Raw genomic sequence first — 15,512 nt, 5'->3', positions numbered from 1 at the left:
CAGGATAGGGAGCGGTCGGCGCGGAGTCTCCAGGGCCTGACAGGCCCGGGGTCCGACAGGCCCTAGCCCAGCAGGCGCGGGGAGAGCGCCCCGCAGGGCAGCAGGCCGAGTTCGGCGCCCGCGTCGCGCAGGTCCGTCAGCACCAGTTCGTCGTGCATCAGCAGCGCCGACTGCTCGGGCCAGGCGATCGCCCACAGCCACAGGCCGCGCGCCTCGCCGACGTACACCGCCCGGTCGTCCGGGGCGCCCGGGACGTGGAACATCGGGGTCGGCCGGCCGGCCGCCATCAGCTTGGCGTCCGCGGGCTTGTACAGCGCCACCGACTCGCCCGGGTCCGGCCCGTCCAGCCCCGCGTAGCGGGCGCCGAGGCCGATGCCCAGCTCCTCGGCCACCAGCACCAGTTCGCCGAACCCGCCGAGCGGCGCCGGCCCCGAGCAGGCGACGGCGGTGGCGCGGGCTCCTGACAGGTCGTCACCCGCGTGCGCGATCCCGGTGAACAGCCAGCCGACCGGCAGCGGCCAGGGCATCCAGACGGGGACCTGCGAGCGGTTCACGGCGACGTTCAACGCCTCGACACTGGGGGGCAGCACCGGCTGCATCGGGTGCACCGCACCGTGCCGGTCGCACTGCCAGGTGTCGGAGAAGAGACCGGGGGCGCGGACCCGACCGGCACACCGCGGACAGCTTGGCTCGCCCCTCATAACCGACAACGGTCCTCCCTCCGGACTGCTGCGTCAAGGACGATCACCCGTAAGGAGTCCGCCACGAGCCGCCCCGGCGACGGCCCGGGTCCGGCAGGGTCATGTCCCGGTCGAACCGGCGCCAAACCCCCGCAGGTCGCGGCCCCCGAACACACTGACGCCCCGTCGCCTCAGGGGTCTCCTGCGGTGACGGGGCGTCAGCCGGGTATCGGAACGTCGGACGGCTCAGCGGCTCGCCCGCGCCCGGTCACACGGCCTTGCACGGCCGAATGTAAAGACGTTCGCCGGTTTGCGCGGCGGTCTTCAGGTACTCCGAGACGGTCGCCGCATCGGCGATCAGCCGATCGGTCTCCGCTCCCGCGTGATCCAGGCGGAGGATCTCGAAACGCATGGGCCTCTCCCTTCCCGTCCTCGGGCTCCGAGGCGGACTCGGCCGGCGGTAGGCCATCGCGCGATGGCCCGTCGGCACTGGCTGGGTCGGACGTCCGGCAGGTGCAGTCACCAGTCGCTCCCCCCACTCTCAAGCAGGACTTCTTCAGCGGCACTTGCTGTGCGGCACTGCGGGGCGAGGCGACGATGCCTCGACGACTCACTGTGCCGCGACGCTGCTACCCGGCGGTTGCCCGCGGGTAAATCCGTCGTTTCGACGGCCGGAGGAGGGTGCGGCCGTCGTACGGTTCTGATTGCGGACTGAGTCAAATATTACCCGAGCTAACGATCCTTGTCGCCCGAAAACCGGGGTCGACTTCTGACTGATCGTCAAGATGCCTGCGAGTGGCCCGGATCCGATGCCAAATCGATGCGACGCGATGGCCCGGCGGGGGTCGTGGGTGTGCGAAAGGTGGCCGAACGGCTACTTGGCAGTGTCCATACAAAATGTCGATGATCTCTGGAGTGCTTCGCGGAGTTCGGTAGGGGAAACCGATGGGGGTCGGAGATGTCGGTCATGGTGGAAAGTGCGCCCGCGGGCGACGAAATGTCCGGGGAATGCTGTTTCGAGCACTGGCGCATGTGGGGGTGCAGGTGGGCCGCCGACATGACCAGTGACGACCGCAGCACCTTCACGGCGCAGTCGCTCCGGCACGAACTGGGGCCGGTGACCTTCGGCTGGACATCGTGCCCGCCGGTACGGGTCCGGCGGACCGAACGGATGATCCGACATTCGGACGAAGGGCTGTACCACCTCACCATGCTGACGGCCGGCGAGGCCCAGGTCGGTCTCCACACGACAGGCCGGGTGGAGGCAGTAGGAGCGTGGGACCTGGTTCTGACGAGCAGCTCGCACCCGTACGAGACGCGGTTCCTGAGCCACCCCGACGCCGACACCGGTTCGGGGCAGCCCCGCGTCGAGGGTGTGGGCATCGACCTGCCGGCATCGCTGGTGCCGATCCCCGCGCACCGGGTGCACGGCCTGCTCGGCCGGAAGCTGTCCGGGCAGGAAGGTGCGGGCGCCCTGCTGGCGCAGTTCATGATCGGCCTGAGCCGGCAGGCCGTCACGCTCCAGCCGGGCGAGGCATCCAGGCTCGGGATGGTGACGGCCGATCTGCTGTCGGCCGTGATCGCCCGGGAACTCGACGCCGAGAACGCGTTGACGCCCGAAGCCCGGCAACAGGTCCTGGTGGACGGCGTCCGGACGTACATCTGCGGCCGCCTTCAGGACCCGGACCTGTCACCGCCCGTGATCGCCGCCGCCCACAACCTCTCGCTCAGCCACCTGCACAGCCTCTTCACCCGCCACTCCCAGGGCGAGACCGTCGCCGCGTTCATCCGTGGCCAACGCCTCAAGAAGGCATACCGGGACCTGGCCGACCCGGCTCTTCACGCCCTGCCGATCCAAGCCGTTGCCTTGCGCTGCGGCATGCCCCGGGCCTCGGACTTCGCCCGCGCGTTCAAAGCCGCGCACGGGCTCACGCCCCGCGAGCACCGGAACCGGGCGCTGGCGGCGGCTGTCGTCGAGTAGGCGGCGGACAGCGTCCGGCCCTCATGGTTCAAGGCGAACCCGCTGCTGCCCGCCGGCAGCTCGGGGCGGGATCACGCTCGGTCACATCACCCGGTATTCGCCCCACGAGAGCTTGGATCCCCAGCTGCTGCAGTAGGCGTAGCTCAGGTTCCCGCTGCCGATCACGGCCCAGCTCCCGTAGACGGTCTCGCCGTTGGCGCAGTGAGCCATGGCCTGGACGTACTTGGCGCCGTCGAACTCGGAGCAGCCGGCCCCGTAGGTGTAATCGTCCTGCCAGTGGCTGCAGGCCTGAGCGGCCGACGCCGGGGCCGCGGCCACCACTCCGAGCATGAGCGCGGCTGCGGCGACGCCTGCTGCTGCCAACGTGCGCATCTTGCGCACGAATCCCCCTCACAGATGGGATGGCAGAAGTGAAGTCACAGGCCTCATGGCGGAATTCGCGACGACATCGGCTGATTTCGGCCGCACGCGCCATGTATTCCGTCGGGCCCAGCATTCCTCACGAACGAGGCTAGGGCCGCAGGTGCCTCGCTCGACAGCAATCCCGCAGTGATCAGACGCCATGCATAGAACCCGCGACGCTGTGCTGAAACGAGATCCGGCGGGGTGGTTGGCGGCTGGTGGCGGCCGTGCTCGCCCGGGGGCTCGGCGTCGAGAACACGTTGATGCCCAAAGCCCGGCAGAGAGCCCTGATGGAGAGCATTCGGACCGGGACTTGGCCGACCCGGCTGTTCACGACTTGCCGATCCAGGCCATTGCCTTGCGCTGCGGCATGCCCCGGGCCTCGGACTTCGCCCGGGCGTTCAAAGCCGTCTACGGGCTCACGCCCCGCGAGTACCAGAACCACGCACAGGCGGCGGCCGCCCAGTGGACGGCGGACAACGAAAGACGCTGCCGGGACTCCCGCGAACGGGAGTTCCGGCAGCGTCCGGCCCTCATGGTTCAAGACGAACCCTCCGCTGCCCGCCGGCAGCTCGGGGTGGTTTCACGCTCGGTCAGCGGTTGCCACCCTGGACGGTGCCGCTCACGTAACCGGAGTTGTTGCTGCTGCTGCAGTAGGCGTAGCTCGTGGCTCCGCTACCAACCCACACCCAGGCACCTGCGACCACGTTGCCGTCGGTGCACAGGGCGACAGCCCTGACGGAGTTGTAGCCGTCGTACTGGGAGCAGGAAATCCCGTAGGTGGCGCTGTCGTTCCAGGAGGTGCAGTTCTGAGCGGCTGACGCCGGGGACGCGGCCACCACACCGAGCATGACCGTGGCCGCGGCGACCCCTGCTGCTGCCAACGTGCGTATCTTGCGCATGATTTCCCCTCACGGATGGGACGGCAGATGTGAAGTCACAGGCCCCGTGGCGGAATTCGCGACGACAACGGCCGATACCGGCCGCCCGCGCCGCGCCCTGCATTCCGCCGGGCCCTGCTCCCTTCACGAACGAAGCTAAGGCCGAAGGTGCCTCGTTCGACAGCAATCCCGTGGTGATCAGACGTCATGCATAGAACCCGCGACGCTGTGCGGAAACGACGCCGGATGACGGTCGCGACCGCGTCCTAGGACCAGAACGCGGCCAGCTCCGCCGCCGTCTCGATCGGGCGTTCCGCGTTCGGGGAGTGGCCTGCGCCGGGCACGGTGAGGCGGTAGGCGGACAGTCGGTCTGCCATTCGGGACTGTTCCTCGACCGGCCATGCGTAGTCCCGCTCGCCGGACAGGACCAGCTTCGGCAGGCGGACGGCCGCCAGCTCGTCCACCCGGTCCGGTGCGGAGATCAGGTGCGCGGCTGCCGCCTTCAGTGCCTGGGGGTGGTTCGCCAGCCAGCGACGGTGCAGGAAGTCCGCGATCTCCGGGTCGAGCGGCGGTACCCGCTCGCCCTCCATCTGTCGCATCACCTGCCAGATCGACTCCAGGTCCATCGACTCCAGCGCGTCGAGCAGCAGCGCCGTCCGCGCCGCCTCCGCCGGGTCGATCGCGGCCGGGCCCGTCGACATCAGGGTCAGCGTCTCCCACGGCAACTCGTCGGGTGCGGACAGGACCGCCTCCCGCACCACCTGGCCGCCGAACGAGTGCCCCAGCAGGTGCAGCGGCCCGCCCTCGGCCTTCAGTTCCGCGGACAGTGCCAGGACGTCCGCACCCAGCGCCCGCACCGTGTACGCCTGCGGGTCGTCCGGGCCGTCCGACTCGTACTGACCGCGCTGGTCCAGCGCGACCGTCCGGAACCCGGCGCCGGCCAGCGGCTCCAGCAGGGCGATGAAGTCCTCCTTGCTCCCGGTGAACCCGGGGACCAGCAGGGCCGTCCCCCGCACGGCGTCGGTCGGCTCCCCCCACAGGGTCGCCAGACCACCCATCCGGACCGGCCGCACACATCCCGGCAGCTTCAAGAACGGCGGCGTACTCATATCTCCGTGCCCTCCGACCAGATCACCCGACAACCCGGGGCCACCCTACGCAGCACGAATCCGGCTGACGTGCGCGGAGCGGGGGAAACGCCGAGAGGTGGGGTCGAGCGGGGGGCGGAAATGCCGCCGGGGAGGGCGCGACCTGGTGGTGGTCGAGCCCTCCCCGGCGGCATGAGGGTGGTGCGGTTACTGCTCCACGGTCTTGCGGGTCCGGCGCGGGGCCGGGATCTCCTCGACCGCGACCTTCTTGGCAGCGCGCTTGCGCGGGGCCGGTGCGGCTTCCTCGGCGACGACCTCGACGGCTGCGGCAGCCTTCTTGGTCACCCGCTTGCGCGGCGCCGGGGCCTCCTCTGCCGAGGCTTCGACGGCCGCAGCCTTCTTGGTTGCGCGCTTGCGCGGGGCCGGCGCGGCTTCCTCGGCGGCGACCTCGACGGCTGCGGCAGCCTTCTTGGTCACCCGCTTGCGCGGCGCCGGGATCTCCTCTGCCGAGGCTTCGACGGCCGCAGCCTTCTTGGTTGCGCGCTTGCGCGGGGCCGGCGCGGTTTCCTCGGTGGCGACCTCGACGGCTGCGGCAGCCTTCTTGGTCACCCGCTTGCGCGGCGCCGGGGCCTCCTCGGTCGGGGTCTCGACGACAGCGGCGGCAGCCTTCTTGGTGGCGCGCTTGCGCGGGGCCGGCGCGGCCTCCTCGGCGACGACCTCGACGGCTGCGGCAGCCTTCTTGGTCACCCGCTTGCGCGGCGCCGGGGCCTCCACCGTCTCCACGGCCACCTCGGCGACCGGCGCGGCCGGGGCCTTGCGGGTGCGCTTGCGCGGGGTCTCGGCGACCGGCTCCGCGACGACCGCCGGGGCAACCGTCTCGACGACGGTCTCGGTGACCGTCTCGACCGCCGGGGCGGCGGCCTTGCGGGTGCGCTTGCGCGGGGTGCGGGCGGCCGGGGTCTCGGCGACGGGCTCCACCGCGGTCTCGACGACGACCTCGGCGACGACCTCGGCAGCCGCCGGGGCGGTGGCCGGGGCCTTGCGGGTGCGCTTGCGCGGAGTCCGGACCGCAGGGGTCCCGGTCTCGACGACCGGCTCCACGACGACCGCCGGGGCGGCGTCGATCACCGGAGCCGGAGCGGCCTCGACCATGGCCGTCTCGACCACGGTCGTCTCGACCACGGCGGGTGCGGCGGCGGAGTTGCGACGGTTGCGGTTGCGGCGGCGCGAGCTGCGGCCCTCACCGGGAGCGGCCGGGGCGGCGGCGGGCTGCTCGGTGGTCGGCAGGGCCGGGGTGGCGGTGCCGGCGGCGGCGGAGCTGCCGCCGCGGGTGCGGCGACGCTCGCGGTTGCGGCGGGCCGGACGCTCGGCGGGAGCCGGGGTCTCGGGGGCGGCAGCGCCCCGTCCGCCGCGTCCGCCGCCGGTGCGGCCGGTGCGCTGGCCGCGGCCGCCGGTCTCGCCGAGGTCCTCGACCTCTTCGGCGGCCAGGCCGGCCCGGGTGCGCTCGGAGCGGGGCAGGATGCCCTTGGTGCCGGGGGCGATGCGGAGCAGCTCGTACAGGTGCGGGGAGGTGGAGTAGGTCTCCTCCGGGTCGTTGAACGGCAGGTCCAGCGCCTTGTTGATGAGCTGCCAGCGCGGGATGTCGTCCCAGTCGACCAGGGTGACGGCGGTGCCGGAGGCGCCGGCCCGGCCGGTGCGGCCGATCCGGTGCAGGTAGGTCTTCTCGTCGTCGGTGCACTGGTAGTTGATGACGTGGGTGACGCCTTCGACGTCGATGCCGCGGGCGGCGACGTCGGTGCAGACCAGGACGTCGACCTTGCCGTTGCGGAAGGCGCGCAGCGCCTGCTCGCGGGCGCCCTGGCCGAGGTCGCCGTGCACCGCGCCGGCCGCGAAGCCGCGCTTGGTGAGCTGGTCGGCGACGTCGGCGGCGGTGCGCTTGGTGCGGCAGAAGATCATCGCCAGGCCGCGGCCGTCGGCCTGCAGGATCCGGGAGACCATCTCGACCTTGTCGAGCGAGTGGGCACGGAAGATGTGCTGCTCGATGTTGGCGACGGTGGTGCCGGTGTCGTCCGGCGCGGCGGCCCGGATGTGGGTGGGCTGGCTCATGTACCGGCGGGCCAGCGAGATGACCTGGCCGGGCATGGTGGCGGAGAAGAGCAGGGTCTGCCGCTTGGCGGGCAGCATGGTGATGATCTTCTCGACGTCGGGCAGGAAGCCGAGGTCGAGCATCTCGTCGGCCTCGTCCAGCACCAGCGCGCGGACCTGGGACAGGTCGAGCTTGCGCTGGCCGGCCAGGTCGAGCAGGCGGCCGGGGGTGCCGACGACGATGTCGACGCCCTTCTTCAGGGCCTCGACCTGCGGTTCGTAGGCGCGGCCGCCGTACACGGCGAGGACGCGGACGTTGCGGACCTTGCCGGCGGTCTGCAGGTCGTTGGTGACCTGGGTGCACAGCTCGCGGGTGGGCACCACGATGAGCGCCTGCGGGCTCTCGGTGAGCTGCTCGGCGGTGGCCCGGCCGGCGGCGACGTCGGCCTTGACCACGACGCGCTCGATCAGCGGGAGGCCGAAGCCCAGGGTCTTTCCGGTGCCGGTCTTGGCCTGGCCGATGACGTCGTGGCCGGTCAGCGCGACCGGGAGGGTCATCTCCTGGATCGGGAAGGGGTGGACGATGCCGACCGCCTCCAGGGCCTCGGCGGTCTCCGGGAGGATGCCGAGGTCCCGGAAGGTCGTCTTGATGGGTTCGCCGGTGGTGGACAGGGTGCTGCCTCTTCCATGTGGAGGGGCCGAGTTCGAGCGCGTCCTGCCGTGCCCGCGCTGCCCGGTGAGGGGCGCGTCGGGCGGGCGGCGCGGGGGAGGGCGTCCCGTTGACGGGGTCGTGCGGCCCGGCGCGTCCTGGCGCGGTCCGCGGCGGCCCTCGCTCGGCCTGATGCGGTGCCTGGGCCCGAGGCTCGGGCCAGGTCGGAGCCGATCGGCTCTCCGACCGGGCATCCGCGTACGTGAGCGCCGGATGCGGTGTACCGGGCGGCGGAACGCCGCCGGGCACGACTGCGCGGCCTGCCGATGAACGGACGGGCCGCGCGGGTTCACACCTGGCCTCGCTACCTACCATACAGTCAAGCGACGACTCGAACACGTGACGGCGAATACTCCGACCGGCCGTGCCGGGCTGGCGGGACGGCCGCGGACGGTCCTCGGACCCGTCGGGACCACTAAGGTCGGATGCCATGGAGACTCAGGAACCCGGTGACGGGATCACCGACTCGATCGGGCCCTGGGCGGCCCGGGCCGCCGACCCGCAGTACCGCGCGGCGGTGCTCGACCTGCTGGGCGCGCTCGCGTACGGCGAGCTGAGCGCCTTCGAGCGGCTCGCCGAGGACGCCAAGTTCGCGCCCGGCATCGCGGAGAAGGCCGCGCTGGCCCGGATGGCCTCCGCCGAGTTCCAGCACTACCAGCTGCTGCACGACCGGCTGGCCGAGGTGGGCGCCGACCCGGTCGCGGTGATGGAGCCGTTCGTCGAGCCGCTGGAGGCCTTCCACCGGATGACCGCGCCGTCCGACTGGCTGGAGGGCCTGGTCAAGGCGTACGTCGGCGACGCCATCGCGACCGACTTCTACCGCGAGGTGGCGGTCCGGCTGGACGACGACACCCGGGACCTGGTGCTGCGGGTGATGGCCGACACCGGGCACGCCGAGTTCGCGGTGGAGCGGGTGCGGCAGGCGATCGAGGAGGACCCGCGGGTCGGCGGGCGGCTCGCGCTGTGGGGACGCCGGCTGATGGGCGAGGCGCTCAGCCAGGCGCAGCGGGTGGTCGCCGAGCGGGACGCGCTGTCCAACCTGCTGGTCGGCGGCGCGCACGTGCGCGGCTTCGACCTGGTCGAGGTCGGCAAGATGTTCAACCGGATCACCGAGACCCACACCAAGCGGATGGCGGCGCTCGGCCTGGCGTCCTGAGCGGCTGTCAGGCGTGGCGATGGCGGCCGCGCCGGGCGGGCGCGAGGTCCGGCCGGGCCGGCACCGACACCAGCAGCGCCGCCACCACGACGGACACCGCCAGCTGCACCGCCGGGGCGTGGCCGTCCAGCACGTAGTGGGTGAGCCGGCCGGCCAGCACGGCGGACACCAGGGCGGTGCCGACCGGCAGGGCGCGCGGCCCGGGGAACAGCGCGGGCCGGGCCAGCACGGCGCCGAACCCGACGGCGACGCCGATCAGGACGAACGCGATCGTCTCCCACACGGCTGCCTCCCGGGGCTGTACGGCGCTGCGGCACCCACCGCCTACCCGCCCGGACCCGCCGGTACGCACAGCACGGCGCCCCGTCCCCCCGAGCGGGGGAACGGGGCGCCGGTGACGTGCTGTCAGAGCGTGCCGAAGCCGACCTTGCGGACGGACGGCTCGCCGATCTCGACGTAGGCCAGCCGGTCGGCCGGGACGATCACCTTGCGGCCGTGCTCGTCGGCCAGCGTGAGCAGCTTGGCGCTGCCGTCCAGGGCCTTGGCGACCGCGTCCGCCACCTCTTCGGCAGATTGCGCGCTCTCCAGGACGATCTCCCGGTTCGCGTTCTGCACGCCGATCTTGACCTCCACGGCTTCCGTCCCTCCGGTAGCTGGCCGCGCGCGCTCGAACCGCCGTTCGCGGGCGGCGCGCCGTACGGGCTTCACCTTAAGGCAGCGGAGCCGCTGGGAGGCGAACGTCCCGGGTCGGTCCGCTCAGGGCCGAATCGGCGGTCACTCGCCGGCGGCGCCGGAGCCCTCCTGGACCGGGTGCATGGGGAAGCCCTTCAGGCCGCGCCAGGCCAGGCTGGCGACCAGCCGGACCGCCTCGTCGCGCGGGACCTCGGACCCCTGGGACAGCCAGTACCGGGCGGTGATCTGGGCCATGCCGCAGACGCCCACCGCGAGCAGCTTGGCCTCCGCGTCCGGCAGGTCGGTGTCCTCGGCGATCACCTTGGAGACCAGGGTGGCGCTCAGGTCGGTGGCCCGCTCGACCCGGTCGCGCACGGCCGGCTCGTTGGTCAGGTCCGACTCGAAGACCAGCCGGAACGCGCCGGACTCGCTGGAGACGTAGTGGAAGTACGCCTCCATGGTCGCGGCGACCCGCTGCTTGTTGTCGCTGGTCGCCTCCAGCGCCGCCCGGGTGCCGTCGACCAGGGCGTCGCAGTGCTTGTCCAGCAGCGCGAGGTAGAGCTCCAGCTTCCCCGGGAAGTGCTGGTACAGCACCGGCTTGCTGACGCCGGCCCGCTCGGCGATGTCGTCCATGGCAGCTGCGTGGTAGCCCTGGGCGACGAACACCTCCTGGGCGGCTCCGAGCAGTTGTTCACGGCGGGCGCTACGCGGCAGGCGGGCGCCGCGCGGACGCTCCTGCGCCTCCTGGATGGCCGTCACGGCGCTCCTCACTTCACGGTCTGCGATGGCTGGCAAGGTGTTGATTCTACTTTTCGGTAACCCGCGTGTGCGCGGATGAAGCCGAGTAAAGCGCACCACCGCCCTTGTCGGGAGCCCACAATACGGCCCGGACCAGGGGTGTCCACAGGTCGAGACCGGCCCGGGACCGGGTTCGGGGACGGGCCGAATCGCACCGGTGGCGGGCCGTCCTCACTACCATCGTGCTCCATGAGCGCCGCCCAGCACCCCCTCGCCGCCCTGGAGCCGTACCGCACCGTCGAGGTGCCCGGCGCGGCCGTGGCCGTCAGCCGCCACTCCGAACCCCGCGAAGGGCTGCCGCCCGCCCTGTTCGTGCACGGGCTCGGCGGCTCCGGCGACAACTGGCTGGAGCTGCTCGACCAGCTCTCCGAGGACGTCGACGGGGAAGCGGTCGACCTGCCCGGCTTCGGCTGGTCCGCGCCGCCGCTGGACGGCAACCTGACCGTCTCCGGGCACGTCCGCGCCGTCATCGGCTACCTGGAGGAGACCGCTCGCGGGCCGGTCCACCTGTTCGGCAACTCGCTCGGCGGCGCGGTCTCCGTCCGGCTCGCCGCGCTCCGCCCCGACCTGGTGCGCAGCCTCACCCTGATCTCCCCGGCGCTGCCCGAGCTGCCCCCGCAGCGCACCGCCTGGCCCACCGGGATGCTGGCCGTCCCCGGCGTGGCCGAACTGCTCCGCCGCCGCAGCGCCGGCAGCTCCCCGGAGAACGCCACCGCCGAACTGCTGCGGCTGGTCTACGGCGACCCCGAGGGCATCCCCGCGCACCGCCGGGCCCGGGCCGTCGCCGAGTACCGGCGCCGCACCGCGCTGCCCTACGCGCTGCAGGCGCTGGCCGGGTCCGCGCGCGGCATCGTCACCGCCTACACCGAGCGCGGCGAGCAGTCGCTGTGGCGGCAGGCCCGGCAGGTCGAGGTGCCGGTACTGCTGGTCTACGGGCTCAAGGACAAGCTGGTGTCCTACCGTTCCGCCCGGCGGGCCTGCGCCGCGTTCCGGGACGCCCGGCTGCTGGTGCTCCCCGAGTCCGGGCACGTGGCGATGCTGGAGCACCCCGAGCCGGTGGCCCGCGCGGTGCGCGAGCTGCTCGCCGAGGCCGACGCCGCCCGCTGACCCCGCCCGCACGGGCGCACGCACGGGCGCGGGCCGAGAACGCGGCGGCGACGCGCGAGGTCACGGCCGTTCACTCGATCAGGTGGCAAGCCGGGCCGGGCCCCTGGGGGGTCCGGCCCGGCGCTCTACCGTCGTGTTGTCGGACCGAACAGGTGTGGGGGGGCGAGACGGCGAAGGCGGCGGACGCGGGGAGCGGGCGCCGGCCGGACGGCCGTCGAGCACGGACGCACTTCCTGTTGTCGTAGGGCCGGAACCCGTCGAAACGCTCTTGCTCAGGAGGCGTCGTGCGCATAGCTCTGCTCACCGAGGGCGGTCATTCCGTCGCGCAGGGTGGTGAAGGGGGCTGGTGCGGCCGCCTGGTCGACGGCCTGCCCGAGCACGAATTCCGGCTCCACCGCCTGCTCCCGGCCGACCGCTCCGCCCCGCCCACCGGGGTGCGCGGCCTGCACGGCGTCCACGAACTGCCCATGTGGGGCCGCCGGCCGGCCGGGCGCGGGCCCACCTCGCTGCGCCGCCGCGGCTACGCCCGGGCGTACGAGGAACTGGTGCGCGCCCTGGTGCTGCCCGGCGAGCGGGCCGGGTTCGGGCCCGCGCTGTACCGGCTGGCCGCACTCGGCCGGGAGGACGACGCGCTGCCCGCGTTCCTCGCCTCCGGCCACGCGCACCGCGTGCTGGAGCGGAGCTGGCGGATGCCCGGCGCCGACACCGCCGGGGGTCAGCCGCAGGTCTGCGACGTGCTGGTCGCCGCCGACCTGTTGGAGCAGTGCCTGCGGCCGCTGTCCGCGCCCTGGTACGGCACCGGCCCGGCCGGGCTCGGCGGGGCCGACCTGTGCCACGTGGTCGGCGGCGGGCCGGCCGCGCTGCCCGCGCTGGTCGCCCGCGAACTGCACGGCGTCCCGTTCGTGGTCACCGAGCACGGCCTGCACCTGCGCGAGCAGTACCGCGGCTACCGGTCCGCGCCCTACCGCTGGCCGGTGCGCGCCCTGCTGCTGTCGTTCTTCCGGCAGCTCACCGAGGAGACCTACCGGCAGGCCGCCGTGCTCACCCCCGGCAGCGACTACGACCGCCAGTGGCAGCGGCGCTGCGGCGGCGACCCCGCCCGCACCCGGATCGTCCACGAGGGCACCCCCGCCACCGGGCGGGCCGCCGCCGGCGCCGAACCCGCGGCGCCCACCCTGGTCTGGGCCGGCGCGCTGGAGCCCGGCCGCGACCCCGAACTGATGCTGCACGCCTTCGCTCAGGTCCACGCGGAACTGCCGGACGCCCGGCTGACCATGTACGGCGAGGAGGGCGCCCCCGGCTACCGCGCGCACTGCGAGGCGATCGCCCGACGGCTCGGCATCGCCGGGGCCGTCGAGTTCGCCGGGCGGCCGAGCAGCCCGGCCGCGGCCTGGGCGGCCGGCAGCGCCGTGGTGTTCAGCGCGCTCGCCCAGCGCAGCCCCCGGCTGCTCGCCGACGCCATGCTCAGCGGCCGCGCCGTGGTCGCCACCGAGGTCGGGGTGGCCCGCGAGGTGCTCGGCCCGACCGGGCTGCTGGTGCCGCCGCGCAGCCCGCGGGCCCTCGCCGGGGCCTGCCTGGCGCTGCTCCGCGACCGCGAGCGCCGCTGCCGCCTGGGCCTCGCCGGTCGGCTGCGGGCGCAGGAACGCTTCGGTGTCGAGCCCGTCGTCGGCGCGTTCCGCGAGATCTACCTCGAACTGGTCTCCCGCCACCCGGCGTTCCCGGCCCGGCCCGGCGCCCCCGCCCGGCCGTTCGCCCGCCCCGCCGAGTACTGGGTGGCGGCCGCCGCCCCCGCGCTCGCGGAGGCGGTGTGAGTCAGCCGCCGTCCGCCGATCCGGTCCGGGAACTCCTCGACGCCAACCGCGAGCTGTGCGAGCGGGCCGTCGATCCGCTGGAGATCGCCGCCGCCCTGGAGGACTCCGGCCTGGCCGCCGACGGCGCCGCCCGCTACCGGCACGCCGACGTCTTCGGCCTCGCCGAGGAGCTGTTCGCCCGGGTGCCGCGCCGACCGCCGGAACCCGAACCGATGCCGCCCGACACCGCCGGACGGCTCCGGTCGCCGATCGTCGGGCCGGCCGGCGCGCTCGTCCACCTGCTGCCGCTGCTGCCGGCCGCCGCGCTCGGCGGGCCGGTCGGCGGGGCGCTGGCGGTGCTGGCGGGGGCGGGCGCGCACGCGCTGGCCGCCGGACCGGACGGCGGCGGTGCGCCGCGGCCGTCCGCGGTCGCCGGGTGGCGGCCGGACGACGGGCTGCTCGACGGTCCGGCTGCGCCCGGCCCGCCGGGCCGCGGGCCGTCCCGGTGGTGGTCCGGCCGGTGGGCCGGCCGGTGGGCCGCGCTCGGCGAGGGGGCCGGCAGCGGACTGCTGCTCGCCCTGCTCTGCGCCGTCGCCCCCGCCTCGGCGCTGGTGGTCGCGCTCGGTGCGGTGAGCGCCCGGTGGGGCGCGGCCCGGCTGCGCCGGTTCGGGCAGCGGCAGACGGCGGTCGCCACGCTGGGGGAGTTCCGTTCCCGGCTGCGGCCCGCGCTGCCGCTGGCCGTGCTGGCGCAGCTGGCGGTGCTCGCCGTGCTCGGCCGGGTCGTCGCGGGGGGCGGCTCCGGCATCGGGTGGGCCGTGCTGCTGGTGGTCGGCGTGCTGCCGCTGCCGGCCGGCGTGCTCCGCGGTGCCGGGCGTCCCGGCGCGGCCGCGCTCGCCGTGCTGACGGCCGCGACCGGCGCCGCCGTGCTCTCGCTGCCCGGCCCCGCGCACTGGCTCGGGGCGCCGCCGCCGGGCCCGGTGCTGGCCGCCGTGCTCGGCCCGGCCGTTCTGCTGGCCGGGTACGCCTGGCCGCTGAGCGTCCGGCCGGGCGCGTACTCGGATGTGTCGTTCAGATCTCGTTGCCCGGCCGGTGCCGGGCCTGATGGAAGGACTTGGGCCCGATGAGGGTGCTGTTGCTGGGAGCCGACGGGTTCATCGGCCGGCGGGTCGCCGACCGGCTGCTGGCGGAGGAGGGGCTCCAGGTGACCGTGCTGGGCCGGGGCGATTCCGCCGACATCAGGTTCGACCTGGCCGCGGGGAGTCCGGGCGCGCTGGCCCGGTTCCTGGACGCGGTCGCGCCGCAGGTGGTGATCAACTGCGCCGGGGCCACCTACGGGACGTCGCGGGCGCTGATCCGGGCGAACACGCTGGCGGTGGCGACGGTCTGCGAGGCGATCCGGCGCAGCCGGGAGCCGGCCCGGCTGGTGCACGTCGGGTCGGCGGCCGAGTACGGGCCGGCCCAGCCGGGCGGACCGATCCCGGAGAACGCGGAGCCGCGCCCGGTCGGGCCGTACGGGGTGTCGAAGCTGGCGGGCACCGAGCTGGTGCTGAGTTCGGGGCTGGACGCGCTGGTGCTGCGGGTGTTCGACGTGGTCGGCCCGGGCTCGCCGACGGCCTCGCTGTTCGGGCGGCTGGCGGAGGGCCTGCGGCGGGCGCTGGAACAGGAGGAGGCCCAGGTGCGGATGCCGGACCTGTCCGGCTACCGGGATTTCGTGGACGTCCGGGACGTGGCGCGGGCGATCCAGGCGGCGGCGGTGTCCGCGGCCACCGGCGTGATCAACATCGGCAGCGGTCACGCGGTGCGGGCCCGGGAGGCGGCGCACCTGCTGGTCAGGGCGTCCGGTTTCGAGGGCACGATCAGCGAGGACGCCCGGCAGGTGGTGCTGCCCGCCCAGCAGACCGCCGCGGAGGGCGCCCGGACGGTCGAGGCACGGGCCGCCGCCGAGCCGGTGCAGTGGCGGCAGGCGGACGTCCGGACCGCCCGTGACCGTCTCGGATGGCGGACACAGGTTCCATTGGAGGAGTCGCTCGGGGATGTCTGGCTGGAGACCGCCTGCCGGGTCTGATCCGGCCCGGCGCGGCCTGGCCAGGGGGTTCGGCGCGGGGTGCGAAGTCTCGCCATCCGGTGTAACCCGTCTCACCAAATGAAACTGCTGTCTCGGAA

General features: G+C 73.9%; 15 protein-coding genes. 6 read left to right on the top strand and 9 right to left on the bottom strand.

The window, feature by feature from the left end; translation table 11 throughout:
• Window positions 1-62: 62 nt before the first annotated feature.
• Window positions 63-701 (bottom strand): DUF6758 family protein, encoded by a 639-nt coding sequence (locus tag ACI1MP_RS15350; RefSeq protein WP_043915920.1) that lies wholly within the window; start codon window positions 699-701, stop codon window positions 63-65.
• Between the two features lie 247 nt (window positions 702-948).
• Window positions 949-1,092 carry a hypothetical protein gene (locus ACI1MP_RS15345; RefSeq protein WP_167349416.1) on the bottom strand — a complete coding sequence of 48 codons (144 nt, stop codon included), beginning with the start codon at window positions 1,090-1,092 and terminating at the stop codon, window positions 949-951.
• Between the two features lie 546 nt (window positions 1,093-1,638).
• Between ACI1MP_RS15345 and ACI1MP_RS15340 the strand changes: the two genes are divergently transcribed.
• Window positions 1,639-2,661: a helix-turn-helix domain-containing protein gene (locus tag ACI1MP_RS15340; RefSeq protein ID WP_404868851.1), complete on the top strand. Its 1,023-nt coding sequence runs from the start codon at window positions 1,639-1,641 to the stop codon at window positions 2,659-2,661.
• A gap of 81 nt (window positions 2,662-2,742) precedes the next feature.
• On the opposite strand, the gene ACI1MP_RS15335 is transcribed toward ACI1MP_RS15340, so the two are convergent.
• The 4 genes from ACI1MP_RS15335 to ACI1MP_RS15320 form a co-directional block, all read right to left on the bottom strand.
• On the bottom strand, window positions 2,743-3,042 hold the full coding sequence (locus tag ACI1MP_RS15335; protein WP_404868850.1) for a hypothetical protein: 300 nt from the start codon (window positions 3,040-3,042) through the stop codon (window positions 2,743-2,745).
• A 614-nt stretch (window positions 3,043-3,656) separates the two neighbouring features.
• Window positions 3,657-3,965 (bottom strand): hypothetical protein, encoded by a 309-nt coding sequence (locus ACI1MP_RS15330; protein WP_404868849.1) that lies wholly within the window; start codon window positions 3,963-3,965, stop codon window positions 3,657-3,659.
• Between the two features lie 245 nt (window positions 3,966-4,210).
• On the bottom strand, window positions 4,211-5,053 hold the full coding sequence (locus tag ACI1MP_RS15325) for an alpha/beta fold hydrolase (protein WP_380335201.1): 843 nt from the start codon (window positions 5,051-5,053) through the stop codon (window positions 4,211-4,213).
• Window positions 5,054-5,239: 186 nt separating this feature from the next.
• Complete coding sequence (locus ACI1MP_RS15320; protein ID WP_404868848.1) at window positions 5,240-7,675, bottom strand: DEAD/DEAH box helicase; 2,436 nt, start codon at window positions 7,673-7,675, stop codon at window positions 5,240-5,242.
• 581 nt (window positions 7,676-8,256) lie between these two features.
• On the opposite strand from ACI1MP_RS15320, the gene ACI1MP_RS15315 reads away from it, so the two are divergent.
• Window positions 8,257-8,982 carry a ferritin-like fold-containing protein gene (locus ACI1MP_RS15315; protein WP_043915923.1) on the top strand — a complete coding sequence of 242 codons (726 nt, stop codon included), beginning with the start codon at window positions 8,257-8,259 and terminating at the stop codon, window positions 8,980-8,982.
• Window positions 8,983-8,989: 7 nt separating this feature from the next.
• Here the strand turns inward: ACI1MP_RS15315 and ACI1MP_RS15310 are convergent, their stop codons facing one another.
• The 3 genes from ACI1MP_RS15310 to ACI1MP_RS15300 all read right to left on the bottom strand — a co-directional run bounded on the left by ACI1MP_RS15310 (window position 8,990) and on the right by ACI1MP_RS15300 (window position 10,413).
• Window positions 8,990-9,265: a hypothetical protein gene (locus ACI1MP_RS15310; protein WP_380335207.1), complete on the bottom strand. Its 276-nt coding sequence runs from the start codon at window positions 9,263-9,265 to the stop codon at window positions 8,990-8,992.
• A gap of 122 nt (window positions 9,266-9,387) precedes the next feature.
• On the bottom strand, window positions 9,388-9,615 hold the full coding sequence (locus ACI1MP_RS15305; RefSeq protein WP_043915925.1) for a DUF3107 domain-containing protein: 228 nt from the start codon (window positions 9,613-9,615) through the stop codon (window positions 9,388-9,390).
• Between the two features lie 141 nt (window positions 9,616-9,756).
• Entirely contained in the window at window positions 9,757-10,413 is a 657-nt protein-coding gene (locus ACI1MP_RS15300; RefSeq protein ID WP_043915926.1) for a TetR/AcrR family transcriptional regulator, read from the bottom strand.
• A 228-nt stretch (window positions 10,414-10,641) separates the two neighbouring features.
• On the opposite strand from ACI1MP_RS15300, the gene ACI1MP_RS15295 reads away from it, so the two are divergent.
• From ACI1MP_RS15295 to ACI1MP_RS15280, 4 genes are all read left to right on the top strand, one after another.
• Window positions 10,642-11,559: an alpha/beta fold hydrolase gene (locus ACI1MP_RS15295; RefSeq protein ID WP_380335213.1), complete on the top strand. Its 918-nt coding sequence runs from the start codon at window positions 10,642-10,644 to the stop codon at window positions 11,557-11,559.
• Window positions 11,560-11,843: 284 nt separating this feature from the next.
• Window positions 11,844-13,370, top strand: coding sequence for a DUF3492 domain-containing protein (locus tag ACI1MP_RS15290; RefSeq protein ID WP_380335219.1), 1,527 nt, complete (start codon window positions 11,844-11,846; stop codon window positions 13,368-13,370).
• Window positions 13,367-14,473, top strand: coding sequence for a hypothetical protein (locus ACI1MP_RS15285; RefSeq protein ID WP_404868847.1), 1,107 nt, complete (start codon window positions 13,367-13,369; stop codon window positions 14,471-14,473). The genes ACI1MP_RS15290 and ACI1MP_RS15285 overlap by 4 nt, the downstream gene beginning before the upstream one ends.
• Window positions 14,470-15,414, top strand: a complete 945-nt coding sequence (locus ACI1MP_RS15280; protein ID WP_100588105.1) for an NAD(P)-dependent oxidoreductase — start codon at window positions 14,470-14,472, stop codon at window positions 15,412-15,414. The genes ACI1MP_RS15285 and ACI1MP_RS15280 overlap by 4 nt, the downstream gene beginning before the upstream one ends.
• The last annotated feature ends 98 nt before the right edge of the window (window positions 15,415-15,512 follow it).

Origin of the sequence: Kitasatospora griseola, assembly GCF_044999035.1 — a bacterium.
In the GTDB taxonomy this organism is placed as follows: domain Bacteria; phylum Actinomycetota; class Actinomycetes; order Streptomycetales; family Streptomycetaceae; genus Kitasatospora; species Kitasatospora griseola.
This window is presented reverse-complemented; position numbering and strand designations above follow the sequence as displayed.

Bases quoted from the DNA above. Each gene is read 5' to 3' on its own strand.
- ACI1MP_RS15350 (WP_043915920.1), bottom strand. From the start codon at position 701: ATGAGGGGCGAGCCAAGCTGTCCGCGGTGTGCCGGTCGGGTCCGCGCC.
- ACI1MP_RS15345 (WP_167349416.1), bottom strand. From the start codon at position 1,092: ATGCGTTTCGAGATCCTCCGCCTGGATCACGCGGGAGCGGAGACCGAT.
- ACI1MP_RS15340 (WP_404868851.1), top strand. From the start codon at position 1,639: ATGTCGGTCATGGTGGAAAGTGCGCCCGCGGGCGACGAAATGTCCGGG.
- ACI1MP_RS15330 (WP_404868849.1), bottom strand. From the start codon at position 3,965: ATGCGCAAGATACGCACGTTGGCAGCAGCAGGGGTCGCCGCGGCCACG.
- ACI1MP_RS15325 (WP_380335201.1), bottom strand. From the start codon at position 5,053: ATGAGTACGCCGCCGTTCTTGAAGCTGCCGGGATGTGTGCGGCCGGTC.
- ACI1MP_RS15320 (WP_404868848.1), bottom strand. From the start codon at position 7,675: ATGACCCTCCCGGTCGCGCTGACCGGCCACGACGTCATCGGCCAGGCC.
- ACI1MP_RS15315 (WP_043915923.1), top strand. From the start codon at position 8,257: ATGGAGACTCAGGAACCCGGTGACGGGATCACCGACTCGATCGGGCCC.
- ACI1MP_RS15295 (WP_380335213.1), top strand. From the start codon at position 10,642: ATGAGCGCCGCCCAGCACCCCCTCGCCGCCCTGGAGCCGTACCGCACC.
- ACI1MP_RS15280 (WP_100588105.1), top strand. From the start codon at position 14,470: ATGAGGGTGCTGTTGCTGGGAGCCGACGGGTTCATCGGCCGGCGGGTC.